General features: G+C 58.4%; 29 protein-coding genes. 13 read left to right on the forward strand and 16 right to left on the reverse strand.

Translation table 11 applies throughout. From position 1 onward, the window contains the following. The first annotated feature begins 133 nt into the window (after positions 1–133). Positions 134–649, forward strand: a complete 516-nt coding sequence (gene dalA, locus AC2FFD_RS11755; RefSeq protein ID WP_171120163.1) for a divisome-associated lipoprotein DalA — start codon at positions 134–136, stop codon at positions 647–649. A 56-nt stretch (positions 650–705) separates the two neighbouring features. On the opposite strand, the gene ptsN is transcribed toward dalA, so the two are convergent. The 7 genes from ptsN to AC2FFD_RS11790 all read right to left on the reverse strand — a co-directional run bounded on the left by ptsN (position 706) and on the right by AC2FFD_RS11790 (position 5,489). After that, complete coding sequence (gene ptsN / locus AC2FFD_RS11760) at positions 706–1,170, reverse strand: PTS IIA-like nitrogen regulatory protein PtsN (protein ID WP_117872900.1); 465 nt, start codon at positions 1,168–1,170, stop codon at positions 706–708. A 59-nt stretch (positions 1,171–1,229) separates the two neighbouring features. Beyond that, a complete protein-coding gene (gene hpf / locus AC2FFD_RS11765; RefSeq protein WP_170345680.1) occupies positions 1,230–1,793 on the reverse strand; it encodes a ribosome hibernation-promoting factor, HPF/YfiA family in 564 nt (187 codons plus the stop codon). A 252-nt stretch (positions 1,794–2,045) separates the two neighbouring features. After that, positions 2,046–2,804 (reverse strand): LPS export ABC transporter ATP-binding protein, encoded by a 759-nt coding sequence (gene lptB / locus AC2FFD_RS11770; protein ID WP_152459766.1) that lies wholly within the window; start codon positions 2,802–2,804, stop codon positions 2,046–2,048. Further along, complete coding sequence (locus AC2FFD_RS11775; RefSeq protein ID WP_425079372.1) at positions 2,804–3,295, reverse strand: LptA/OstA family protein; 492 nt, start codon at positions 3,293–3,295, stop codon at positions 2,804–2,806. Before AC2FFD_RS11775 ends, lptB begins: the two co-directional genes overlap by 1 nt. Positions 3,296–3,298: 3 nt before the next feature. Beyond that, the gene (locus AC2FFD_RS11780; RefSeq protein WP_257599821.1) at positions 3,299–3,898 is read right to left on the reverse strand and encodes an LPS export ABC transporter periplasmic protein LptC; all 600 of its coding nucleotides are present in this window, start codon (positions 3,896–3,898) and stop codon (positions 3,299–3,301) included. An 11-nt stretch (positions 3,899–3,909) separates the two neighbouring features. Beyond that, a complete protein-coding gene (locus AC2FFD_RS11785; protein WP_170345682.1) occupies positions 3,910–4,878 on the reverse strand; it encodes a KpsF/GutQ family sugar-phosphate isomerase in 969 nt (322 codons plus the stop codon). Further along, positions 4,875–5,489, reverse strand: coding sequence for a ribonuclease D (locus AC2FFD_RS11790; protein ID WP_496873138.1), 615 nt, complete (start codon positions 5,487–5,489; stop codon positions 4,875–4,877). The genes AC2FFD_RS11785 and AC2FFD_RS11790 overlap by 4 nt, the downstream gene beginning before the upstream one ends. Before the next feature lie 133 nt (positions 5,490–5,622). On the opposite strand from AC2FFD_RS11790, the gene AC2FFD_RS11795 reads away from it, so the two are divergent. From AC2FFD_RS11795 to AC2FFD_RS11830, 8 genes are all read left to right on the forward strand, one after another. Further along, the gene (locus AC2FFD_RS11795; protein WP_257599819.1) at positions 5,623–5,880 is read left to right on the forward strand and encodes a metal-sensing transcriptional repressor; all 258 of its coding nucleotides are present in this window, start codon (positions 5,623–5,625) and stop codon (positions 5,878–5,880) included. Between the two features lie 3 nt (positions 5,881–5,883). After that, positions 5,884–7,203 (forward strand): MFS transporter, encoded by a 1,320-nt coding sequence (locus tag AC2FFD_RS11800; protein WP_170345685.1) that lies wholly within the window; start codon positions 5,884–5,886, stop codon positions 7,201–7,203. A 52-nt stretch (positions 7,204–7,255) separates the two neighbouring features. Continuing rightward, positions 7,256–7,684, forward strand: a complete 429-nt coding sequence (locus tag AC2FFD_RS11805; RefSeq protein ID WP_171120148.1) for an Lrp/AsnC family transcriptional regulator — start codon at positions 7,256–7,258, stop codon at positions 7,682–7,684. 73 nt (positions 7,685–7,757) lie between these two features. Continuing rightward, the gene (locus tag AC2FFD_RS11810; protein WP_496873139.1) at positions 7,758–8,456 is read left to right on the forward strand and encodes a transglycosylase SLT domain-containing protein; all 699 of its coding nucleotides are present in this window, start codon (positions 7,758–7,760) and stop codon (positions 8,454–8,456) included. A gap of 9 nt (positions 8,457–8,465) precedes the next feature. Continuing rightward, positions 8,466–10,553: a flagellar biosynthesis protein FlhA gene (gene flhA / locus AC2FFD_RS11815; protein WP_425079376.1), complete on the forward strand. Its 2,088-nt coding sequence runs from the start codon at positions 8,466–8,468 to the stop codon at positions 10,551–10,553. Further along, complete coding sequence (locus AC2FFD_RS11820) at positions 10,550–11,323, forward strand: flagellar biosynthetic protein FliR (RefSeq protein WP_496873140.1); 774 nt, start codon at positions 10,550–10,552, stop codon at positions 11,321–11,323. Before flhA ends, AC2FFD_RS11820 begins: the two co-directional genes overlap by 4 nt. Beyond that, complete coding sequence (gene flhB, locus AC2FFD_RS11825) at positions 11,320–12,408, forward strand: flagellar type III secretion system protein FlhB (protein WP_496873141.1); 1,089 nt, start codon at positions 11,320–11,322, stop codon at positions 12,406–12,408. Before AC2FFD_RS11820 ends, flhB begins: the two co-directional genes overlap by 4 nt. Continuing rightward, the gene (locus tag AC2FFD_RS11830) at positions 12,405–12,791 is read left to right on the forward strand and encodes a hypothetical protein (RefSeq protein WP_496873142.1); all 387 of its coding nucleotides are present in this window, start codon (positions 12,405–12,407) and stop codon (positions 12,789–12,791) included. Before flhB ends, AC2FFD_RS11830 begins: the two co-directional genes overlap by 4 nt. Before the next feature lie 33 nt (positions 12,792–12,824). Here the strand turns inward: AC2FFD_RS11830 and AC2FFD_RS11835 are convergent, their stop codons facing one another. The 9 genes from AC2FFD_RS11835 to AC2FFD_RS11875 are packed head-to-tail and all read right to left on the reverse strand — an operon-like array spanning position 12,825 to position 17,369. Next, positions 12,825–13,331, reverse strand: a complete 507-nt coding sequence (locus tag AC2FFD_RS11835) for a flagellar basal body-associated protein FliL (RefSeq protein ID WP_209834197.1) — start codon at positions 13,329–13,331, stop codon at positions 12,825–12,827. A gap of 9 nt (positions 13,332–13,340) precedes the next feature. Next, on the reverse strand, positions 13,341–14,072 hold the full coding sequence (gene flgH, locus AC2FFD_RS11840; protein WP_170345692.1) for a flagellar basal body L-ring protein FlgH: 732 nt from the start codon (positions 14,070–14,072) through the stop codon (positions 13,341–13,343). Then, positions 14,072–14,488: a flagellar basal body P-ring formation chaperone FlgA gene (gene flgA, locus AC2FFD_RS11845; protein WP_170345693.1), complete on the reverse strand. Its 417-nt coding sequence runs from the start codon at positions 14,486–14,488 to the stop codon at positions 14,072–14,074. Before flgA ends, flgH begins: the two co-directional genes overlap by 1 nt. Beyond that, the gene (flgG, locus tag AC2FFD_RS11850) at positions 14,488–15,273 is read right to left on the reverse strand and encodes a flagellar basal-body rod protein FlgG (RefSeq protein ID WP_170345694.1); all 786 of its coding nucleotides are present in this window, start codon (positions 15,271–15,273) and stop codon (positions 14,488–14,490) included. Before flgG ends, flgA begins: the two co-directional genes overlap by 1 nt. Positions 15,274–15,294: 21 nt before the next feature. Continuing rightward, a complete protein-coding gene (locus tag AC2FFD_RS11855; protein WP_171617376.1) occupies positions 15,295–16,005 on the reverse strand; it encodes a flagellar hook-basal body complex protein in 711 nt (236 codons plus the stop codon). After that, positions 16,005–16,277, reverse strand: coding sequence for a flagellar biosynthetic protein FliQ (locus AC2FFD_RS11860; protein WP_170345696.1), 273 nt, complete (start codon positions 16,275–16,277; stop codon positions 16,005–16,007). The genes AC2FFD_RS11855 and AC2FFD_RS11860 overlap by 1 nt, the downstream gene beginning before the upstream one ends. Positions 16,278–16,281: 4 nt before the next feature. Continuing rightward, positions 16,282–16,572 (reverse strand): flagellar hook-basal body complex protein FliE, encoded by a 291-nt coding sequence (gene fliE / locus AC2FFD_RS11865; protein ID WP_170345697.1) that lies wholly within the window; start codon positions 16,570–16,572, stop codon positions 16,282–16,284. A gap of 12 nt (positions 16,573–16,584) precedes the next feature. Beyond that, a complete protein-coding gene (flgC, locus tag AC2FFD_RS11870) occupies positions 16,585–16,971 on the reverse strand; it encodes a flagellar basal body rod protein FlgC (protein ID WP_496873143.1) in 387 nt (128 codons plus the stop codon). An 11-nt stretch (positions 16,972–16,982) separates the two neighbouring features. After that, entirely contained in the window at positions 16,983–17,369 is a 387-nt protein-coding gene (locus tag AC2FFD_RS11875; RefSeq protein ID WP_170345699.1) for a FlgB family protein, read from the reverse strand. A 105-nt stretch (positions 17,370–17,474) separates the two neighbouring features. On the opposite strand from AC2FFD_RS11875, the gene AC2FFD_RS11880 reads away from it, so the two are divergent. From AC2FFD_RS11880 to flgK, 4 genes are all read left to right on the forward strand, one after another. Continuing rightward, complete coding sequence (locus tag AC2FFD_RS11880; RefSeq protein WP_496873241.1) at positions 17,475–18,794, forward strand: FliI/YscN family ATPase; 1,320 nt, start codon at positions 17,475–17,477, stop codon at positions 18,792–18,794. Positions 18,795–18,879: 85 nt separating this feature from the next. After that, on the forward strand, positions 18,880–19,719 hold the full coding sequence (locus tag AC2FFD_RS11885; RefSeq protein ID WP_170345701.1) for a flagellar motor protein MotB: 840 nt from the start codon (positions 18,880–18,882) through the stop codon (positions 19,717–19,719). Positions 19,720–19,810: 91 nt separating this feature from the next. Continuing rightward, positions 19,811–21,106, forward strand: a complete 1,296-nt coding sequence (locus AC2FFD_RS11890) for a flagellar hook protein FlgE (protein WP_170345702.1) — start codon at positions 19,811–19,813, stop codon at positions 21,104–21,106. Positions 21,107–21,138: 32 nt separating this feature from the next. Beyond that, positions 21,139–22,590 (forward strand): flagellar hook-associated protein FlgK, encoded by a 1,452-nt coding sequence (gene flgK / locus AC2FFD_RS11895; RefSeq protein ID WP_496873144.1) that lies wholly within the window; start codon positions 21,139–21,141, stop codon positions 22,588–22,590.

Consider the following 22,590-nt stretch of genomic DNA (forward strand, 5'->3'; position numbering starts at 1 on the left):
CGTGACATTCTATTGCCAGAATGCTTCAGTCGCAAATCAAACCGGCAGAATCACGCAAGTTGGGGCCATTGCGCGTTTGCTCAGAGCTGTCAGGCGCGCTATGCCCTGTAAAGACACAATAACCAGGTCGATCATGACGCGTATCGTTTCTTTACTTTTGATTTGCTTTGTCGCGCTGGCGGCATGTACAGACACCGGCACCACAACCATTGGTGCGGACGGCCGCCCGCTGCCCACGGTCTACAAAATTCGCGGCAACCCGGAAAAGTTGCAGTTCCGCATGGTTGATTCGGTCAACGCCCTGCGTCAGGCCCAGGGATTGCAGCCTGTCCAGCTGAACGCGCAGTTGAACGCGGCGGCGGCGACCCATTCCAAGGACATGGCAAGGCAGAACCGGCCCTGGCACTTTGGGTCCGACGGTTCTTCTCCGATCGATCGGGCTGCACGGGTCGGATATTTCGGCACATTCCTCGGTGAAGCCATTTCCGAGACCTACGAAACCGAAACCGAAACCCTTGCTGCTTGGATGCAGGAACCCGGACCGCGCGCCGTCATTATGGACCCCAAGGCCACGCAGATGGGGTTCGCCTGGCATCAGGAAAAAGGCGGGAAAATCTGGTGGACGCTGGAAATGGGAACCGGCGGTTGATCCCGATCACCGCTTACACAGAAAAAGCCCCCGGATTTCGGGGGCTTTTTTTCAGTTTACGCTGCTTGCATGGACTGCGCTTCGGTCAAGATCGCATAGAGTTTGACCGGATCAGGGTTCGCCCGAAGCTTGGTGCACACCGAAGTATCCCGCAGCGTGCGCGACACAAGCGCCAGCGCCTTGAGATGATCGACGCCGGCCTCTTCCGGTGCAAACAGTGCAAAGGCGATGTCGACGGGTTGACGATCAACCGACCCAAAGTCGATGGGCTTTTCCAGCATGACGAATACGCCCGAAACCGAATCCAGCTCGGGCAAACGCGCGTGCGGAAGCGCAACGCCATGCCCCACACCGGTCGGGCCCAGGCTTTCCCGTTCAAGCAGACAGTCAACGACCGCCTGAGAGTCGAGCCCCAGATTGGCGGCTGCTACATCGCCGATTTCCTGAAACAACCGCTTCTTGCTGGAAGCGGCGGATAGTACACGCACTGCTTCGGGCTTCAGTATGCTCGAAAGCTCCATGATCACGCTCCATGGGAACGGCACCCGCCTCGGCGGGTGCGGCCCCGTATCCTTGCCTGTTAAGGATCAATCCAGCCGATGTTACCGTCTTCGCGACGATACACGACGTTCAATCCATCCTTGTTCTCATTTCTGAACACCAGCACCGGGGCACCGGCAAGTTCCATTTGCATCACGGCTTCACCAACGCTCAAAGACGGGATTTTTGTTTCCATCTCAGCCACAATCATGGGCTGTAGCGATTCGGGTTCATCGGCCGTGTCCGATTCGTCAGAGGCGAGGATATAAGAGGACGCCCCAAAGAGTTCAACCGGCTCGGATCGATCCTTGTGGTGGTCCTTCAAACGACGTTTGTAGCGCCGCAGTTGTGTTTCCATTTTGTCGCAGCATGCCTCGAACGCTGCATAGATTTCGGTTGCATGCGCCTTGGCCTGAGCGGTCAGCCCGGTGGACAGGTGCACTGTTGTTTCGCATACATATTCATGCGCTGAACGGGAAAAGACGACGTTGGCATCGGTAGGCCGCTGAGCATATTTACTCACAACCTCGCCCAATTCGGTCTGCACGTGAGTCTGAAGCGCCGCACCGATGTCGATCTGTTTTCCGCTGATTTGGTAACGCATGTGATCTCCTTCACAATTCACACCCATTCTGACGTCACGTTGCGTGACGAACTTGTTTTTATCGGGTGGGGGGTCGAGGCACTTTCCGCGGTTGTCTTAACTCCAGCCCTTCAACGAAGGGACAACGATCTCCAGACTGAAACCGGGTAAATGCCATGCGACAATTGAGGCAAGAGACGACGGAAGAGTCAATCAAAACAGATGTGTATATACGCGATTTCCGCCATGCACCCGACGCAGACCAGAGCAAGCCTATGAAATACGGAAGTTTTCGCCCAGATAGACACGGCGGACATTCTCGTTCTCGACGACCTCGTCAGGTGTGCCGGACATCAGAACCTGCCCGTCATGCAGGATGTAAGCGCGATCGACAATTTCCAGCGTTTCCCGCACGTTATGGTCGGTGATCAGAACACCGATCCCCCGTTTTTTCAGGTCGGCCACCAGATGCCGGATATCGCCGACGCTGATCGGATCAACACCCGCAAATGGTTCGTCCAGCAAAAGATATTTCGGATCTGCGGCCAAACATCGCGCTATCTCAACGCGGCGGCGCTCACCGCCGGAAAGGGCAAGAGCCGGCGCGCGGCGCAGATGTTCGATCGAGAAGTCCGACAACAGCTCTTCCAGCCGTTCTTTCCGCCTGTGAGCATGAGGAACCGTGATATCCAGTACCGCAGCGATATTGTCCTCGACGCTCATGCCGCGAAAGATCGACATTTCCTGCGGCAGATAACCGATTCCCATTCGCGCACGCCGGTACATCGGCAAAGTCGTAACATTCTGGCCATCTATCGTGACTTTGCCGGCCTCCGGGAAAACAAGCCCTGCCACGGAATAAAAAGTCGTGGTCTTACCCGACCCGTTGGGTCCCAACAGGGCGACGACTTCGGACCGGTCCAGCGTCATCGAGACATCGCGGATCACCGTTTTCTTACGGTAGGATTTCCGCAGCTTCTCGATGCGCAGCCCGGAATTGCCTTCGGCCACTGACAGGTCGGGTCGCGCCATCAGTTGTTTCCCTGTTGAAGGATCGTTTTGACGCGCCCGGTCATGGTCGCTGTGCCGGTTGTCAGATTGGCGTTCATCTGATCGCCGCTGATGATGCTGGGGCCTTGCGTCAGCAGGACATTGCCTTTCATGACGATCACACCGGAATCGATCGTGTATTCTGCCCAATCGCCCTCTGCCGCATCCGGCGGGCTGACCAGAACTACATTCTCGGTGGCTTCCATCCGTTCAATCGCCGATCGTTCCTCGTTGTAGATCACAAGAACCCGTTCAGCGGTCAGCCGCATTTCGCCCTGGATGACGACGACATTTCCGAGGAATTCGGCAGAACCGTCCTCCTGGTTGACGTTCAACGTTTCGGACGTGACCTCGACCGGAAGGCTTGGGTCGGCATTTGCAGAACCAAAAGCCACCTGCGCCTCCTGCGCAGTCGCGGTTACGGCACCTGCAACCAGAGCAAGGCACAAAGGAACAAAACGAAAATCGAACACAGGTTATCTTTCTGCTTTTTCAGGCTCGTATACCAGCTTCACGCCGTCTGTAAAAACAATATGGACCGGTCCGTCCTTTTTTTCAGCCCCGAAGGTCATGCGTCCGGCGGAAAAGTTGCCGATCGGCCCGGTTCCATTTACCTGCCCCGGCGTGTCGCCCCGGATTTCGTCCAGCGACGTGTTGAGCAGATCCGTTGTGACCTTTAGACCGTCGGCGGTTGTAATCACCACGTCGCCGACAAAAGTTGCCGTGCCCTCATCAGGGCGGATCAAACCTGAATTGGAATCCAGAAATATCGCTCCACCGCTGAGAAGCCCAAGACGGCCCCGAAATTCGGATGCGGTCGGAGTTTCGTCTTCGCCGCCCTGCTTGGCTTGGATGGCTTCGATCTGGACATCTTCGCCTTTGCGGGTTGTCCCGCGATACTTCGGCTGTGTGACCACCTGCTGCGCCAGCCGCTCGTCAATGTCTTTCTCTGCAAATGGCACCGACACGTTGGTTTCGATGCTGCGGGACAGCAGGAACACGGTGGACAGCATTAGAATGGCCGCAAGCGGCAACAGAACCTTCAGGAACTGTACCATGCGGGAATACCTGTCCACTTCAGCCTCCCTCAGCCCAGGCCGACGCGCAGGCAGTCGTGGATATGCAGAAGGCCCAGGGGCTGACCTGATGAAGCCTCGTCAACCACGAACAGCGAAGTGATCTTGCGATCATTCATGATCGCCACCGCCTCTTCCGCCAAGGCGCCCGGTGTTATGGTGGTCGGATTGGCGGTCATGACCTGCTCGGTCGTTTTATCCAGCAGGCCATCCATGTGCCGCCGCAAGTCACCGTCCGTAATGATGCCCGACAACTGCCCCTGCGCATCCGTTACACCGGCCACGCCGAAACCCTTTTGGCTGATTTCGATCAACGCGTCGCTCATCGGGGTGTTCGCGGCGACCAGAGGCAGGGCGTCGCCGGTATGCATCAGGTCACCCACCGTACTCAGCCGCGCTCCCAACTTGCCGCCGGGGTGGAAGGCACGGAAATCCTCGGGGCGAAAATCGCGATACTTCATCAGCGCAATGGCCAGCGCATCGCCCATGGCAAGGGTCAGCGTCGTCGAGATCGAAGGCACCATGCCATAACCGCAGGCCTCGCCCATCGACGGGATCAGCAGATGCACATCGGCCTGTTTCATCAACGTGCTTTCTGGCTTGCTGGATAGCCCGATCAGCGGAATGCCAAAGCGGCGCGTAAAGGCCAGCAGGTTGGCCAGCTCGGGCGCTTCGCCGGAATTCGAAATCGCCAGCACCACATCGCCTTTGGAAACCATGCCCAGATCGCCATGGCTGGCCTCGGCCGGGTGCACGAAATAGGCAGGCGTTCCGGTACTTGCCAGAGTGGCGGCAATCTTGTGGCCGATATGGCCCGATTTGCCGATGCCACTGATGATGATACGCCCGGTGGCTTTCAGGATCAGATGCACGGCCTCGGCAAAATGTTCGTCAAGGCTGTCGGCCAGAACGTCCAGCGCACGGGCTTCATCGGTGACGACCTGGCGGGCGGTTTTCAGGAATGCTTCGGTATCGGTCATGAGTGCGCAAAAATATCCGTTTCGGGCCAACCGGCGAGGTCCAGCTTCGCACGCATCGGCAGGAAGTCAAAACAGGCCTGCGCCATCTCGGCCCGACCCTCGCGCGCCAGCCGCTTGTTCAACTCGTCCCGCAGGCGGTGCAGATAAAGAACGTCCGAGGCCGCATAGTCCAGTTGCGCATCCGTCAGGGTTTCAGCGCCCCAATCGCTCATCTGCTGTTGTTTCGAGATATCCACGCCAATCAGTTCCTGACACAGGTTCTTCAGCCCGTGGCGGTCGGTGTATGTGCGCACCAGCCGGCTGGCGATCTTGGTGCAGTAAACCGGTGCGGCCAGGGCGCCAAAGGTGTGATACATCGCGGCAATGTCGAAACGTCCGAAATGAAACAGCTTCAGCACGTCAGGGTTTTCCAGCATGGCACTCAGGTTCGGCGCCTGGGTCTGGCCTTTTTCCACCTGAACGATATGGCTGTTTCCGTCACCACCTGACATCTGAATCACGCACAGGCGATCGCGATGCGGGTTCAGCCCCATGGTTTCACAGTCAATGGCCACAACCGGGCCCAGATCCAGCCCATCCGGCAGATCGTTTTTGTACAAATGGTTCGCCACGCGACTATTCCTTTGTGCGACATCGCCCCCGAGATAGGCGGTTTGGCCCCCAAACTCAACGCCGTCCAAAAGTCGCGGGCCATTCGATGCCAAATCCTTGACCATATCCCCATCGGGGGGATATGGATAAGCCATGTCAAATCACGCCCACGAGTCACATCCACAGATCATGGCCCGGCTGAAGCGGGCCCATGGGCATCTGGCCAAGGTCATTGCCATGCTCGAGGGGCAAGCCCCCTGTTCGGACGTCGCACAACAGTTGTTTGCTGTTGAAAAGGCTGTCACCAATGCCAAACGCGCTTTGATTCATGATCATATCGAACACTGCCTGTCCTCTGACGACGATGGCAGCGGGATCGAAGAGTTCAAAGCGATCACAAAGTACCTCTGAGCCATGCTGAGTATTCTGAGAAACCGCACCTACCGCCACCTGTTCGCGGCCCAGATCGTCGCCCTGACCGGAACCGGGCTGGCCACGGTTGCGCTGGGGCTGCTCGCCTTTGATCTGGCCGGGAATGCCGCGGGCCTTGTCCTTGGCACCGCGCTGACGATCAAGATGGTGGCTTACGTCACCGTTGCCCCACTCGCCGCTGCATTTGCCGAGCGTCTGGATCGTCGCAAGATGCTGGTCGTGCTGGACCTGATCCGCGCTGCGGTGGCAGTGTGCCTGCCGTTCGTGACCGAAGTCTGGCAGATCTACGTGCTGATCTTCGTGCTGCAATCTGCGTCGGCGGGCTTTACGCCCGCCTTTCAGGCCACGATTCCGGACGTGCTGCCGGACGAAGCTGAATACACGCGTGCCTTGTCGCTGTCGCGCCTGGCCTACGATATGGAAAGCCTGTTGAGCCCGATGTTCGCCGCCGCATTGCTGCTGCTGGTCAGCTTCAACAGCCTGTTCTGGGGTACTGCGCTGGGTTTTGTCGCATCGGCAATGCTGGTTGTCTCGGTCGTGCTTCCGTCACCCAAGCCAAGCCGGCCCCGCGGCATCTATGACCGCACCACACGCGGCATACGTATCTATCTGAAAACACCCCGGTTGCGCGGGCTGCTTGCACTCAGCTGGAGCGCGGCGGCACTGAGCTCGATGGTGATCGTGAACACCGTGGTCATCGTGCGTGCCAATCTGGGCCTGTCGGAAAGCGCCGTGGCCATTGCCCTGGCCGGGTTCGGGGGCGGATCGATGCTGGCGGCCTTTACCTTGCCCCGCCTTCTGGATCGGATCGAGGACCGTCGGGTCATGGTCGCGGGCGCCGTTTTTGCCACTGGTTCCATGGCCGTCGCCGCGATGCTGGCCGCAATTGCTCCTCTGTCGCTCGGGTTGCTGACCGCGTTGTGGGCATTCACCGGCTTCGGATATTCCACCACCCTGACACCCTCGGGCCGCCTTTTGACCCGGTCGGCCCACCCCGAGGATCGCCCTGCCGTCTTCGCCGCACAGTTTACCCTTTCGCATGGCTGCTGGCTGGTTCTTTACCCGCTGGCAGGGTGGCTGATGACCGTGTTTGGTCCGACCGTCACACTCAGCAGCATGGCGACGCTGTCCGTGGCCGGCGTCGTCGGTGCAATCGGCCTTTGGCCGCGCCTCGACCAGGAACCGATCACCCATGATCACCCCGACCTGCCGCCCGATCACCCACATCTGGCCGGGCCAGGCCCGCACGCGCATCCGATCATCATCGACGATCTGCACCCGCGCATCCCGCGCGAACCCTGAGCGGGCGCTTCGATCTGATCTCAACCCGGAATGACCACGAACCAGAGCCCCAATGGACCAGCTTGACCGCCGCATCATCGCCGCCCTGCAAGCCAACGCACGCGCCTCGACCACGCAGATTGCGACCACGCTGGGTGTTGCCCGGACAACCGTGCACGAGCGAATAAACCGGATGGAACAGCGCGGCCTGATCGAAGGATATTCCGTGCGCCTCGGGTCCACCGAAGACACGCCGAAAGTGCAGGTCATCGTCATGCTTGAAGTGCAGCAAAAGGAAACCAGCCGGATCATCAGGCGGCTCGAAGCCTACCCCGAGGTCAAGCTATGCCTGTCGATCAACGGAGAGTTCGATCTTATGCTGTCGGCAGAGGCGCCCAGGCTGGAGGATCTGGACATTCTGGTCGACGACCTGGCGAAGATCCCCGGTGTCCTGCGCACCAATACCAGCGTCGTGTTCGGGCGCAGGATAGATCGAAACTGAAGCGGCGATAACTCTCTGTAAACCGATCGTTGGCTAGCTTGGCCGGGACAGATCAGAATCCCGGACCGGCAGAATGCCAAATCAGAAGTTCCCGCTGTTACTCATGTTGGTGCATGTGCTTTTGGCGCAGGCAGGGTTTGCCATGCCAGATGCCAAAACCGGTGACCTGTGCGATCAGGCCGCGCGCCGCGCCGCTTTGTCCGAAGGCGTGCCCCTGGACGTGCTGCGCGCCATCTCGCGCGTTGAAACCGGGCGCAGGCTGGACGGCCGGTTGCAGCCCTGGCCCTGGACGATCAATGTCGGCGGTCAGGGGTACTGGTTCAAGTCCGAGGTCGAAGCCAAGGCCTATGCGTTCAAAATCTTCAAAACCGGCGCACGCAGCTTTGATGTGGGCTGTTTTCAGATCAATTATCGCTGGCACGGCAAAGCCTTCCGTTCGATAGACGCGATGTTCGATCCAGATGAGAATGCAACCTACGCCGCCCGGTTCCTGAACGAACTCCATGCCGAGCTTGGATCGTGGCCCGCGGCAGCGGGGGCTTACCATTCCCGCACATCACCCCTTGCCGAAGCTTACAAAGAGCGGTTTCATACGGTGCTGGCACAGCTCGAGGGTGGCCCCCGAACCCGGGTTGCGGCCAGATCTCGGGATCCGTTCACCGGGGCCGGACTCCCCTTGATCCCCATTCCGGCGGCATCGCCCCGGACCGGCGCGCTTGGGTCTCTGGTGCCAGCCGCAGGCGCCGCAACAGCGTTTATCGCCTTCAATTAGGAGTTTCGCGTGCCCAAGATCGACATCCAGTCCCTGTTTTCGCCTACTGTCCTGCTGGCGATTGCGCTGATGACGGTCATCGTCATGATGATCCTGCCCATGCCAGCCTGGGTTCTGGACGTGGGTTTGGCGGCCTCCTTTGCGCTGGCGATCCTGATCTTCACCCTGACCCTGTTCATTGAACGCCCGCTGGACTTTTCGTCCTTCCCGACGATTCTGCTGGCGTCTCTGATGTTGCGCCTGTCGCTGAATGTTTCGTCGACGAAACTGATCATCGGGCAGGGGCACACCGGCCCGAATGCGGCAGGAGACGTGATCGAAGGTTTTGCCAGTTTCGTCATGGGCGGCAGCATTTTTCTTGGGCTGGTGGTGTTCGGCGTTCTGCTGATCGTGAATTTCATGGTCATCACCAAGGGCGCTGCCCGCATGGCCGAAGTAGGCGCACGCTTTGCGTTGGACGGGATGCCCGGCAAACAACTTGCGATCGACAGCGATATGTCCGCCGGGGCAATCGATCATCAGCAAGCCAAGGAACGGCGAGAGCTGGAACAGCAGGAGACGACATTCTTTGGCTCTCTCGATGGTGCGTCGAAATTCGTGAAGGGAGACGCCGTCGCCGGGCTTCTGATCACGTTGCTGAACCTCGTCATGGGCCTGGTCATGGGCGTCGTCGTGCATGGAATGCCCGTGGCCTCGGCGTTCGAAACCTATGCGATTCTGACCGTCGGCGACGGGTTGGTGTCGCAAATTCCCGCCGTCATCATTTCCATAGCGTCCGCCCTGCTGCTGGCACGGGGCGGCACGCAGGGGGCAACAGACACCGCCATCTTTTCTCAACTCGGCCGCCACCCGGCAGCATTGTCCACTGTCGCGGTGCTCATGGTCCTGTTCGCGCTGGTGCCCGGTCTCCCTTTTCTGCCATTCATCCTTGGCGCGGCCATTCTGGGATACGCGGCTTACAATGTTCACCGAAAACAGAAAGACGCAACCGCATCGGCAAACCTGCCCTCGACCGAAACCGAAGCGCCGACATCCCAAGCTATCGGCGACATCCTGGACCTGGATGATGTCCATCTGGAGTTCGCGCCGGATCTGGTCAGCATGGTTCTGAATCCGGGCACCGGGCTGGACGCCCGAATTGCCAATATGCGGACCTATGTGGCGTCGACCTTTGGCCTGATCCTGCCCGAAATCCGCTTGACCGACCGCGCCGACCTGCCGACCGGAACGTATGTGATCAAGGTTCAGGGCGTCGAACAGGCACGCGGTGTCTTGCACCCCGATCTGATCCTGGCGCTCGTGCAGGACGGTTTTGACCTTTTGCCGGAGGGCAATGACGTGACCGAGCCGGTCTATGGTGCTCCGGCACGCTGGATCCTGCCCAAGGATCAGGAGGACGCCGCGCTGAATGGAGCCACTATAGTCTCACCGCCCGAAATTCTTGCCACCCATCTGCTGGAGATCATCAAACAGAACTTCTCGCGCCTGCTGACCCTGAAATCCCTCCGTCGCCTGCTGTCGGAAATGACCCGTCTGAGCGACCCGGTACGCGCCGAAGCCAACCGCAAACTGCTGGATGAACTGATCCCCGACAAAGTGCCGATCGACACTTTGCACGCGGTTCTGCGCCTGCTGCTTGACGAACGTGTGTCGATCCGGAACATGGCGCTGATCCTTGAAAGTGTCGCCGAGGCGCGGCTGACCACAACCCAGCCCGAAGGCATCTGTGAACTGGTGCGTCAGCGTCTTGGCTTTCAGCTGGTCGCGGACATGAAGCGCGAGGATGGTTCGATCCCTCTGATCCAGTTGGCCCCGGAATGGGAGGACACATTCGCCTCTTACCAGATCGACGCCCCAAATACCGGCATGGACGTCGCGCTGCCCCCGAACGTGTTCAACAAACTGGCCGACGGAGTTGTAAGCAGCATCGCCAAATCCGCTGACAACGGCCTGTTTCCGGCTGTCGTGACCTCGACCCGGCGCCGTCGGTTGCTGCGCACCGTCATGCAGGCACGCGGCGTGTCCAACCCGGTTTTGTCCTTCGAAGAAATCGGGCTGGAAGCCAAACCTGCCTTGGTCGGAACTGTTGCAGCGTGATTGCCCTGCCGCCAGAAATGCTGTCGCAGCTGGCCGAAGCAATGTGGCAGGCCTTTGTCGTGTTTCTGCGCGTCTCCGCTCTTGTCTCGCTGCTCCCAGCTTTCGGTGAACGTAGTATTCCGACACGGGTAAAGCTTGGTGCTTCCGTTGCTTTCACGCTGATCATACTGCCCGCTGCGCCTCCCGTCAGAATTGACCCCAGCCTTTGGGCGACCGTGCGGCTGGTCGGCACCGAAGTTCTGATCGGGCTTGTCCTTGGGATAGGCTTGCGCCTTTTCGTTCTCGCACTGCAAACCGCAGGGTCTATTGCGGCTCAGTCCACGTCATTGTCGCAACTGCTGGGTGGCGCGGCGGCCGATCCGGTCCCCGCCATGGGATACCTGCTAACCCTGGCAGGGCTGACACTCGCGGTAATCATGGACCTGCACGTCCGGGCCGCACAGTTCCTGATCCAGAGTTATGCCCTGTTTCCAATAGGTTTGGCACCCAAAGCCTCGGATGTGTCGCGCTGGGGATTGCATCAGGTCGCCAACAGCTTTGGGCTGGCTTTTGCACTGGCAACGCCGTTCGTCATCGCCTCATTGATCTACAATCTGGCACTTGGGGTCATCAACCGGGCAATGCCGCAGTTGATGGTAGCCTTCGTCGGTGCTCCGGCGATTACCTTTGCTGGGCTGTTTCTGCTGTTCGCAGGCACACCGCTGATCCTTTCCGTGTGGGCTGACGCGCTGGTCGCTTTCTTCACCAACCCGATGGGAGCGCAAAGATGAGCGCAGGTGATGACGAAAGCGACAAGTCATACGAACCGACACCGCAAAAACTGCTGAAAGCGCGCGAGAAAGGTGAGGTTCCAAAATCCAACGACTTGTCGGTTGTGGCGGCATATACCGGGCTTCTGATCGCCCTGCTTACAGTCGGTCAATACACCGTCGAGCATATGGGCACCGTGTTCATGGTCCTGATCGATCAGTCCGACGCATTTGCAAGGCTTCTGACGGATGGGCCATCGCATGCTCCGGTTGCTGGGGTTTTGAAAAGTGCCCTACTGCCTGTTGCTTTGCTGTTCTGCCTTCCTGCCGCGGCTGTTCTGCTGAACTTGATCGCACAGCGCGCGCTGATCTTTGCCCCAAGCAAACTGAAACCAAAACTTTCGCGTATCTCGCCGATTTCGAACGCAAAGAACAAGTTCGGACGGGGCGGGTTGTTCGAGTTTGCCAAAAGCACCACCAAACTGTTGATCTACGGCACCTGCCTTGCGCTGTTTCTGAAGGCCAATCTAACCGAGATTCTGTCTGCCAGCGCGGCGCCGGCAAAATCATCCATTCTGCTGATGATGAACCTGCTGTTTCGCTTTCTGTTCATCGTGATCGCAATCGCACTGGCCATCGGGGTTGTCGATTTCCTTTGGCAATATGCCGAGCACATGCGCAAGAACCGTATGTCGCGCAAGGAGATCATGGATGAAACCAAGGATGCCGAGGGCGACCCCCATGTCAAACAACACCGGCGCCAGCGTGCACAGGAAATCGCAACCAACCAAATGTTGGCAGATGTTCCCGGCGCGGATGTCGTGATCGTAAACCCCACCCATTATGCCGTGGCGCTGAAATGGACACGGGTTGCGGGCAGCGCCCCGGTTTGTGTTGCCAAGGGGGTGGACGAAATCGCCGCCACCATCCGATCCGCCGCAGGAGAAGCAGGCGTTCCGATCCATTCGGACCCTCCCACAGCTCGCGCACTTCACGCGACCGTGGACATAGGTCAGGAGATCACCGAAGAGCACTATCATCCTGTTGCCGCCGCGATCCGGTTTGCCGAAGCGATGCGGAAACGCGCGAAGGAGCAAGTTCGATGACTCGCACGCAATTACCCGATCTGGAAAAAGTGACCGACGCAGCGTTTCAGAAGCAGTTTCAAGCGCTGCGACCGATCCTGGAGGCCGAGGCACGGATCAGGCAGCAACTTGCCAGATTGGACAGTCAACTCCATCAGGCGCGCCAAGACAGCACCAAGGTCGAAGGCTATCAGGTTTCAGGTACCGACGTTCTCTGGAATAGTTGGGAGTCCGCGACGCGGAGACAATTGAACCTGCAACTGGCACGAACCCGCGCGCAGAAACTGGCCGGAATGGAAGCTTTACGTGCTGCTTTTGGGCGAAAACAAGCCGTGGAAACATTGCGGAAGAACGTTCAGCAGGCAAACCGAAAAGCAAAAACCAGAAAGCACTTCGGGCCATAGCTTGACCGGCCCGAAGTTTCGGGCTGACCAGTGTCAGCTGTCTTGTCGGTTTACACTCAGGATCAGCACTTTGGACACGTCGTCGCCAAATTCTTTGCGCGCCACTTCCAGCAAGGATTTCCGCAATACATCCAGGTTCCCGGATTCTGTAAAAGCCCCGTCAAAACCACCCGTGTTTGCATGGTCAAAAAGAACCTGAAGAAAGCCATCCCTGAGTTTAGGCTCGATTGCATAATAGGTTTCTGTAATTGCCGGGTTCGCCTCAAGGCTCAGCGACAGCGTTACCATGGCTTCGATCTGGTCGTCTTTCACAACGGGGACGACGAATTGCTTGGTCATTTTCAGATATTCAAAGCTTTTCGCCTCACCCTTTTCCTTTGATTTTCCTGTTTTCTTGCCGGTCGCCTTGTCCTCTTTGACTGCTTTTTCTTCGGCAACCGCGGTTTCAGGTTTTTTCGCAGGTGCAAAAGCCAGCCCCGCGCCAATACCCGCGCCGAGTCCAACAATCAGAAAAATCACGGGAATCAATTTCGCAACCACGGTCTCACCTCAGAACGGCAAAAGGGAATCAAGAACTTGCTGACCATAGCGGGGTTGCTGGACATCCGTTATCTGCCCTCTGCCGCCATATGACACGCGCGCTGACGCGATTTTGTCATAGGTTATTTCGTTTTGCCGCGAGATGTCCTGCGGGCGGACATATCCCGTGACAAGAAGCTCTCGCAGCTCGAAGTTGACCCGCAACTCCTGGGATCCCGATATTGAAAGAATTCCGTTCGGCAACACATCCAGCACTGTTGCGGCAACACGCAGAGTCAGTTTTTCGTTTCTCCTGACGGATCCGCGGCCAGAGCTTGAGGAATCCGCCTCAATCGAAACGGCTTCATCCAAGGACGCGCCCTGGGGCAGGTTCTTTTGCACACGCTGAGGCAGGCCAAAGAGGCTGGGGACTTCAAGATTCTCAGACCCGGATCTGGATCGTCTGGTGTTGTTTGAAATTTCGGCCTTCTCGTCCAACTCGATGACAACGGTCAGGATGTCGCCTTTCTTGATCGCACGCTGGTCGCCCAAAAGCGAATGCTGCCCGCCGCTCCACAAAGAGGACCGGTCGACGTTTCGCTGGGGTTGGGTGTGCAATGGCAAACCCGGCCACAACATTGCAACCTGTTCCGGGGAATCCTCGTTGGGTGTGAAACTTGGCGGTTTGCCCAAATGATCCATTCGACCACATGCGGACAAGACAAAAGCCGTCAGGACAAGGGTTTTTGGCAATCCGTGCATCACTGTACCTCGATTTGACCGTCCGGACGGATTCGGCCTGTTACGGTTGTTCGGGATGAAAGGTTCATGACCCGAATGCGATCCCCCGCCGCACCGCGCCCCAAGGCCCGGCCCTCTGTGGTGATCGACAAGGGTTGGCTGCTGAACACCAGCACGACCAGATCGTTTCGATCCACGATGGCAGGTGGCCCGACATCAGAGCCGCGAATTGGCCGACCGGGGTAGAGCGCCACCCGGGCCTCTTGTCCGATCAGAAGGTCAGGGTCTGAAATTGCATCCGCAACATCTGTTGGCTTCAACTCGAGATCGGCCGCAGAAATGACTTCCTTGGCCCGGATCGTGCGTGTCGGCACCACGATGTCAGCCTGGGCGGCAATTGGCGCCAGCAGCACCAGAGAAAGAACCAGATATCGCATCACCGTACCTGCGTTGTCGCGCTCATCATCTGGTCCACCGCGGTGATGACTTTGGCATTCATCTCATAGCCGCGTTGCGCTTCGATCAGCTCGGTAACTTCGCGAACGGCGTCAACCGAGCTGTCTTCCAGATATCCCTGCCGCAAAGTTCCCAGACCGTCTTCGCCTGGCGTACCCAGAACCGGAGCACCGGACGCTTCGGTTTCCTTGAACAGATTGCTTCCGACGGCTTCCAGCCCTTTGGCGTTCGAAAAACTGGCCAGCGTAAACTCGCCAAGCAACTGACCTTCGGGGGAATCGTCAAAATATGCATAGACCTCGCCCGACGCGTTGATCGAAACAGAACGCGCATCGTCGGGGATGGTGATTTCAGGCGAAACCGCAAACCCGTCAGAGGTAACGATCAGTCCTTCCGCCGACCGCTTCAAGCTGCCGTCGCGCGTATAAGCAGCCTGACCGCTGGGCAAGGTCACCTCCAGATATCCGCGACCTTCGATTGCAACATCCAGATCGCTCCCGGTGGCCGACAAGGCGCCTTGTTCCAATTGCACTGTCACCGCTGCCGGTCGCACACCCAGACCCAGTTGAATACCCGTGGGCAGAACCGTTCCGTCCGACGCATTCACGGTGCCGGCCCGCGCCATCTGTTGATAATGCAGGTCGGCGAACTCGGCCCGTCGGGCGTTGTAGCCGGTGGTATTCATATTCGCGAGGTTGTTCGAGATCGTCTCGACCCGCATCTGTTGTGCTGTCATCCCGGTGGCGGCAATTTTAAGGGCCCGCATGTCCAACTCTCCTCATCCAAATCAGCGCATCAGCGCCTTGAGTGCTCCACGCACGCGCTCATCTTCACTCTCAAGAAAGCTTTGCCCCAGCTCATAGGCGCGCTGGATTTCCACCAAACGGGTCACTTGCTGAATCGCATTCACGTTTGACCCTTCGAGAAAGCGATGCAAAACCACCGGCTCGTCGACCGGCTCAATTGCACCGTCGGTGCGGAAACGAGTGTTTCCTTCGCGTACAAGTTCGTTCGTATCGGCGACGTTGAAAACGCCCAGCTGACCCAGAAGCTGACCATCGACACTCAGCGTTCCGTCGCTGCCGACATCGATTGACGCCGCGTCAGGCGGGATGAACACAGGCGCGCCATTGGCATCGAGCACGCGCGCGCCATCCATTGAAACCAGATCGCCATCGGCATTGGGAGAAAAGCTGCCAGCTCGCGTCAGCCGGTTGCCATCCTGGGTTTCGACCATGAAGAAACCGTCGCCTTCGATGGCAAAATCAAATTGCCCGCCGGTTTGCGTCAGCACGCCTTGTTGCATTGACGTATTTCGCGCCTCGGCCCGGCTCATGGAGAGGGAGGGGCTGTTCGGCATATCTCGAATGTACTCCGAGAACACCAGCCCCTGCTGGCGATAGCCGGTCGTGTTGGCATTTGCGATGTTATTCGCCACCAGGCGCATTTCATTCATCAGCCCGGACTGGCGGGACAGGGTGACATAGGCGGTGTCCATCAGCGACCTCCTGCGATCAATGGAACAAGCGTACCGGTGAAAAACGTAACAAGGGTCTGAGTCATGAACCCCATCGAGATCCAGAACACGACGACGATGGCGATCAGTTTGGGAACAAAGGTCAGCGTCATTTCCTGTATCGACGTCAGAGCCTGGAACAGACCAACGACCAGGCCTGACACCAGAGCAACTGCCAGAATCGGGACCGATGTGATGACGGCGATCCAAAGAGCCTGACGCACGATGTCATAGAAAAGACCTTCGCTCAGCATCGTATCAGACCGGCATCCGAAGGATTTCCTGATAGGCCTCGACCACCTTGTTGCGAACGATCACAGCTGTCTCAACGGCCAGTTCGGTCTGTGCCAGCGCCTGCACCAGCGCGTGCGGGTCGGCTTGCCCGACCATCGCGGTCTGCGACATCTGCTCGCTGTGTTTCAACGTGGATGCAAAGTCCTGAAAACTTGCCTTCAGCCCCTGCACCATGCCCGGGTGATCGGGGTCGGCCTGGGTTGCAGGACGGGCGCCGGCATAATTCTGCGCGGCGTTCAATGATCGGATGTCCATTCTGGCTGTCCTTTATTTTCTGAGCAGTTCCATCAATGACGACGACATTTGCCGTGTTTGATCGAACATCTTGAGGTTGGCTTCGTAGCTCCGTTGCGCCTCGCGCGCGTCGGCTATTTCGATCATCAGATCGACATTCGATCCCAGATAGTGACCACTGGCATCTGCCATCTGGTGGCCGGGGTCGAAAATTCGTGTCAGGTCGCGTCGATCAAGCTTTACGCGGCCGGCTTGCACCACGTTCTGACCATCTTTTTCTATGGTCTCAAACGGCACCGTCTTGCGCCGATACCCGGGCGTATCCGCATTCGATATGTTTTCGGACACGTGGCGCAGACGGGCTGCCTGCGCACGCAGGGCGCTGGCGGATGCCGCAAGTGAGTGGGAAAAATCGCTCATCCTCGGCCCCCTTATCCACGTCCCAGACTGGTGCGAAGGATGTTGATCGAGGATTTGTAGATCGCCAACGCGCGGTCGTGCTGTCGTTTGACCTCGACCGATTTCAGCATCTCTTCTTCAAGCGATACACCGTTGCCATTTGGATCACCCGACGGAACGGCCTGATGCTCTGCCCATGGCTGCGCACCTGTACCGCCGTGCAGATGACCCCGCCGCGTAGCCACCATGGTCACTTCGCGTCCCGAGGTTTCAAGTGCTGTATGGAAGGGTTCGATATCGCGCGGCTGGTAGCCCGGCGTATCCGCATTGGCCATGTTGCGCGCAATCACCGCCTGCCGTTGCCCGGCATGGGTTGCCATTGCGTACGCAGTCTTAAGGACGTTCAAGTCATAGAACATCGGGGCTTCTCCCTCGATCAATTTCAATCAAGGCTTAACCCCGATTCCTTTAGAAACCGTTTTCAGAACCCAATTGGAGAACCCAAGATGTCTGATCTCGACCCGATGCTTCTGAAACATGAATTCGATCGGATGACTTCGATCCGCCACGTCGGCCTGGTCATTGGTGTCGCACAAGGATTGATCGAGATCAGTGGCCTCAATGAACATGCGCGAATCGGAGACCTGCTTACATTGCGGCGGCGCGCAGGGCCCGATCTGGCCGGTGAAGTGCTGCATGTCGGTGCAGACCATATCCACATGATTCCGGGGTCCGCCCCTGACGGTGTCAGCCTCGGGGACCGTGTGTACCTTGATCCCTCGCCTGGATTCGCGCCCGCAACGCACTGGCTTGGGCGCGTCATTGATCCGTTTGGCAAACCGCTGGACGGAAAACCCCTGCTGAACGGGCCACAGGATCGCGATATCATGCAAGCCCCCCCGCCTGCGGTGGCGCGCAAGCCATTGGGAAAGCGGATGGCCACCGGACTATCCGTTCTCAACACCATGCTGCCGATTGTACGCGGTCAACGCGTTGGGTTGTTTGCGGGATCGGGTGTGGGGAAATCAACGCTGCTGTCGACGCTGGCGCGCTTCATGCAGGCTGACGTGGTTGTGGTGGCTCTTGTCGGCGAACGCGGGCGTGAAGTGAACGAATTTGTTGCCCGCGCCATAGGCCCGGAAGCCATGAAGCGCACTATCGTAGTCGCCGCGACGTCCGACCAGTCTGCATTGGCGTGCAGACGGTGCGCGTGGTCGGCCATGTCGGCGGCAGAGTTTCTGCGGGATCTGGGGCTGAACGTCCTGTTTCTGGCCGATTCGGTAACCCGTTTCGCGGAAGCGCACCGTGAAATCGCCGTTGCCATGGGCGAAGCCCCGTCGCTCCGAGGGTATCCGCCCTCTGTCACCCCCCTGATTGCCAATCTGTGTGAACGCGCAGGCCCTGGCACGCAGGAGCAGGGTGATATCACCGCCGTATTCAGTGTCCTGGTTGCGGGCTCCGACATGGATGAACCAATCGCCGACATACTGCGCGGTGTGTTGGACGGGCATATCGTACTCAGCCGCGAGATTGCCGAACGCGGGCGCTTCCCGGCCATTGACCTCAGCAAATCCGTATCCCGCAGCCTCCCAGAGGCCGCGTCCGAGGCCGAGAACCAGATGATCAACGAAACCCGCAAACTTGTCGGCAGCTACGAACAATCCGAAGTCATGATAAAGGCCGGGCTGTATTCAGAAGGATCAGACCCGCTCTTGGATCAGGCCGTGCGCGTTCATGAGGAGTTGGACGCATTTTTCGGCAAACCCGATTCCGAAGGGATTGAAAACAGCTTTAACCGGCTGTCCCTGATTCTGCGCCGTGCTTCGGCCGGCCTGCCGCGTTAGCGAACTCTGAACAGTTTTAAGTGTTAAGGCCACCTTAAGACCTGCGCTGCTATCCCGATAGTCGGGTGATAAAAAGGTGGTGGAGATGGGTGCGCAAACCAATGCGGCGCCAATCATCATCAAGAAGAAGCGTGTATCGGGTGGCGATGGCCATCACGGTGGCGCGTGGAAAGTCGCGTATGCCGACTTTGTGACGGCCATGATGGCCTTCTTCATGTTGATGTGGCTGCTGAACGCAACAACGGAACAGCAACGAAAAGGGTTGGCGGATTATTTCGCGCCAACGATCCCGCTGAGCCCGGAATCCGGCGGCGGAGACGGGGCGTTTGGCGGCGACAGCATGCTGTCTGAAGAAGTGCTGCTGCGGGACGGTCAGGGTGCCACGACCACACACCCGACCGAATCGCATCAGGCCCGCGGCTCGATCGGAGTGAATGCCGAGGGCGGCGGCAAAGGGAACAAGGAAGACTTCACTACGTTGGAGGCGCAACTGCTGGGGCGCACGGGTGAAAGCGAGGTCTCGGACAAGCTGCTCAAGCATATCGTCACACGGGTCACAGATGAAGGATTGGTGGTGGAACTGTTCGACACCGACGATCAGGCATTGTTCGAATCGGGCTCTGACAAACCAACCAGCTTTCTGCGGTCCCTGGCCCTGATCCTCGCCCGAGCCTCGGATCTTGTCGTCAATTCGATCGCTGTCGAAGGGCATGTCAGCGCATCTCCGGTCGTACAGGCGCGCAACACAGCCTGGGAGTTGTCCACGGCAAGGGCCCAAAAATTGCGCCAGTTGCTGCAAGACAAGGGCGTTGCGGCACAAAGGATGGATCGTGTTACGGGCCATGCCGACAGAGAACTGTTCGCCGAAAATCCCATGGCTGCGCGGAACAACAGGATCGAAGTGATCTTCCTGCGCCAGCCCTAAATGATAGAGCGTATTTTACATGTTAGCGCGCTGTTAAGGGGCAGCGCGTTACCTGTTGCATCAAAGACGGACGCAACAGAAGGGCGCACCCATGACCATTTCCTCTTCGCTCAATGCCGGTGTGGCGGCGCTGAAAGCCAATGCCAACAGGTTGGCGACGATTTCCGACAACATCGCGAACTCTTCGACCTATGGGTATAAACGGGTCGAGACGGATTTTCATTCAATGGTCACGTCGGGCCAGGGTGGCAGCTATTCGGCAGGCGGCGTGCGGACGACAAGCCAGCGCATGATTGATCAACGCGGGCCCCTGGTCACGACCAGCAACTCAACCGATCTGGCAGTTCGCGGGCGCGGCATGTTGCCTGTGCGCCCCAGTTCGCAGATCGGGAATAGCTCGAACGAGATGCTGCTGACAACAACCGGGTCATTCCGCACCAACGACGAGGGGTATTTGGTTACCGAATCCGGTCTTGTTCTTCTGGGGTGGCGGGCGGCACCTGATGGCACTATTCCACCGGTTTCGCGCGACACACCCGCCGCGCTTGAACCCATTCAGCTCAGCGTGAATCAGCTGTCGGGTTCCCCAACCACGGAAATGAAACTGCGTATGAACCTTCCGGCCACGGCGACAGATGCGGGCGCGCCGGGCGACATTCAACCTTTGTCAGTTGAGTATTTCGACAATCTCGGCAAGTCTGAAAGCGTCGATATCCAGTTGGTTCCAACTGTTCCCGCAACCGGCAGCAGCAACGAATGGACCATGGTCTTGCGTGACTCGGCCTCGGGTGGCGCGATCATCGGTGAATACACGCTGACATTCACCGACAACCGAACGGCAGGTGGCACTCTGGCCAGCGTCACAGCTGTTTCAGGCGGTGCTTATGATCCAGCAACGGGCAGTGTCATGGTCAACGTCGCCGGCGGACCGATGGAGGTAAATATTGGCCTGATCGGGGATGCAGACGGTATAACCCAATTGTCCGATACGTTCGCGCCCGTTTCGATCACACGAGATGGTTCTGCCGTTGGCACAATGACCAGCGTCCAGGTTGATGAGAACGGATATGTCTATGCGTTGTACGACACCGGCGTCAGCCGCCGAATGTATCAGATTCCGCTGGCAGATGTCCCCAATCCCAACGGTTTGACCGCGCTGGACAGCCAAACTTACGCGCCTTCCCGTGAAAGCGGTACGTTCTTTCTTTGGAATGCGGGCGAAGGCCCGACTGGGGATCTTGTTTCTTTCGCGCGTGAGGAATCCACCACGGATGTAGCGACCGAGCTGACCTCATTGATTCAGACGCAACGTGCTTACTCCTCCAGCGCCACGGTGATCCAGACGGTGGACGAGATGTTGCAGGAAACGACAAACCTGAAACGTTAATCCAGCTCTGACCCAAAGAAAGGAGCGGCCTCATGAACATGTCGACAGCACTCAATAACGCACTGGGCGGGCTGACTGCGGCCAGTCGCGGGGCCGCTGTGGTGTCCGGAAACATCGCGAATGCGCTGACCCCCGGCTATGCGCGCCGGTCCCTCGAGCTTGCAACAAGCCCTATATCCGGAAATGGCGTACGCACCGTAGGCGTGATCCGGCATCAGGATCCGGTTTTGACAGCCAACAGACGTTCCTCTGATGCTGAACTCGCCTTTCGGTCGGACGTTTCAGATTTTCACTCTCGGTTCGAACATCTGGTGGGGTCTCTTGATGACGGCCCTTCGCTGTCGACTCGTCTGTCCTCGTTGGAAAACGCCTTCATCACGGCGGCCAGTCTGCCTGACTCGATCGAACGGCTGGATCAGGTTGCGCGCTCGGCCCGCGATCTGACCAACGAGCTGAACGCAGCATCAGAAGGCGTACGCCAGGCACGCTCGGATGCTGATCGAAAAATTGGCGCTCAGATCGAAACCCTGAATCAGACTCTGAAAGATATCGAAGACCTGAACGCCAAGATTCCTGCCATTCAAAACTCTGGCGGTGACATCGGTGCCCTGCTGGACCAGCGGCATGTCCTGATCGACCAGGTCAATACCCTGATCCCGGTCAATGTCGTGCCCCGCGCCAATGATCAGGTATCCCTGTACTCGGAGGGCGGGCTGATCCTGCTGGAAGGCACGGCCTCGGAGTTCACTTTTTCCACGACCGGTGAAACAAAGCCTCACATGACCGTGGCAAATGGTCTGTTGTCCGGTCTGGAGATGAACGGCAACCCGGTGCGGACAAGCGGAGGTAACGCTCAAATCCGCGGCGGGGCACTGATGGCGCAGTTCACCATCCGCGACGATTTGGCAGTCGAGGCACAGGTTCAGCTCGACACGGTTGCAAGGGACCTGATTGAACGATTTGAAACGCCCGGTTTGGATTCGACGGCTCTTGCGACAGATCCCGGTCTGTTCACCGACGACGGCAACCGATTCAATCCTGCATCTGTTGTCGGACTTGCATCACGGATCTCACTCAATTCGACGGTCGACCCTGACAATGGCGGGGACAGTTGGAAACTGCGCGCGGGTCTGGGTGCCGCAACACCGGGTGACCCCGGGCAGGCGGCTCAACTGCGCGCGTTCGGGAACATATTGAACGACGCACGCCCGGTACCCGGCGGGCTGTTCGGCACGGGAAACATGCGCGCTGCCGAGTTGACCGAGGCCCTGTTGTCGAAAGCGGGCGCACACGCCCATGCCGCGGATCAACGCAAGACTTTTGCAAACAGCTTCCAGCAGCAAATGGCGCAGATCGAGGCCGCGCAGGGCGTGGATACCGATCAGGAACTGCAACGGCTCATGCAGGTCGAACAGACCTATGCCGCGAACGCCCGCGTCATCTCGGTTGTTGACGAGCTTATGGAAACTCTTCTGAGGTTGTGA

The sequence above is a fragment of the Ruegeria sp. YTSC002 genome, assembly GCF_059609845.1.

Bases quoted from the DNA above. Each gene is read 5' to 3' on its own strand.
- dalA (WP_171120163.1), top strand. From the start codon at position 134: ATGACGCGTATCGTTTCTTTACTTTTGATTTGCTTTGTCGCGCTGGCG.
- ptsN (WP_117872900.1), bottom strand. From the start codon at position 1,170: ATGGAGCTTTCGAGCATACTGAAGCCCGAAGCAGTGCGTGTACTATCC.
- hpf (WP_170345680.1), bottom strand. From the start codon at position 1,793: ATGCGTTACCAAATCAGCGGAAAACAGATCGACATCGGTGCGGCGCTT.
- lptB (WP_152459766.1), bottom strand. From the start codon at position 2,804: ATGGCGCGACCCGACCTGTCAGTGGCCGAAGGCAATTCCGGGCTGCGC.
- AC2FFD_RS11785 (WP_170345682.1), bottom strand. From the start codon at position 4,878: ATGACCGATACCGAAGCATTCCTGAAAACCGCCCGCCAGGTCGTCACC.
- AC2FFD_RS11795 (WP_257599819.1), top strand. From the start codon at position 5,623: ATGTCAAATCACGCCCACGAGTCACATCCACAGATCATGGCCCGGCTG.
- AC2FFD_RS11800 (WP_170345685.1), top strand. From the start codon at position 5,884: ATGCTGAGTATTCTGAGAAACCGCACCTACCGCCACCTGTTCGCGGCC.
- AC2FFD_RS11805 (WP_171120148.1), top strand. From the start codon at position 7,256: ATGGACCAGCTTGACCGCCGCATCATCGCCGCCCTGCAAGCCAACGCA.
- AC2FFD_RS11810 (WP_496873139.1), top strand. From the start codon at position 7,758: ATGCCAAATCAGAAGTTCCCGCTGTTACTCATGTTGGTGCATGTGCTT.
- flhB (WP_496873141.1), top strand. From the start codon at position 11,320: ATGAGCGCAGGTGATGACGAAAGCGACAAGTCATACGAACCGACACCG.
- AC2FFD_RS11830 (WP_496873142.1), top strand. From the start codon at position 12,405: ATGACTCGCACGCAATTACCCGATCTGGAAAAAGTGACCGACGCAGCG.
- flgH (WP_170345692.1), bottom strand. From the start codon at position 14,072: ATGCACGGATTGCCAAAAACCCTTGTCCTGACGGCTTTTGTCTTGTCC.
- flgA (WP_170345693.1), bottom strand. From the start codon at position 14,488: ATGCGATATCTGGTTCTTTCTCTGGTGCTGCTGGCGCCAATTGCCGCC.
- flgG (WP_170345694.1), bottom strand. From the start codon at position 15,273: ATGCGGGCCCTTAAAATTGCCGCCACCGGGATGACAGCACAACAGATG.
- AC2FFD_RS11855 (WP_171617376.1), bottom strand. From the start codon at position 16,005: ATGGACACCGCCTATGTCACCCTGTCCCGCCAGTCCGGGCTGATGAAT.
- AC2FFD_RS11860 (WP_170345696.1), bottom strand. From the start codon at position 16,277: ATGCTGAGCGAAGGTCTTTTCTATGACATCGTGCGTCAGGCTCTTTGG.
- fliE (WP_170345697.1), bottom strand. From the start codon at position 16,572: ATGGACATCCGATCATTGAACGCCGCGCAGAATTATGCCGGCGCCCGT.
- flgC (WP_496873143.1), bottom strand. From the start codon at position 16,971: ATGAGCGATTTTTCCCACTCACTTGCGGCATCCGCCAGCGCCCTGCGT.
- AC2FFD_RS11875 (WP_170345699.1), bottom strand. From the start codon at position 17,369: ATGTTCTATGACTTGAACGTCCTTAAGACTGCGTACGCAATGGCAACC.
- AC2FFD_RS11880 (WP_496873241.1), top strand. From the start codon at position 17,475: ATGCTTCTGAAACATGAATTCGATCGGATGACTTCGATCCGCCACGTC.
- AC2FFD_RS11885 (WP_170345701.1), top strand. From the start codon at position 18,880: ATGGGTGCGCAAACCAATGCGGCGCCAATCATCATCAAGAAGAAGCGT.
- AC2FFD_RS11890 (WP_170345702.1), top strand. From the start codon at position 19,811: ATGACCATTTCCTCTTCGCTCAATGCCGGTGTGGCGGCGCTGAAAGCC.
- flgK (WP_496873144.1), top strand. From the start codon at position 21,139: ATGAACATGTCGACAGCACTCAATAACGCACTGGGCGGGCTGACTGCG.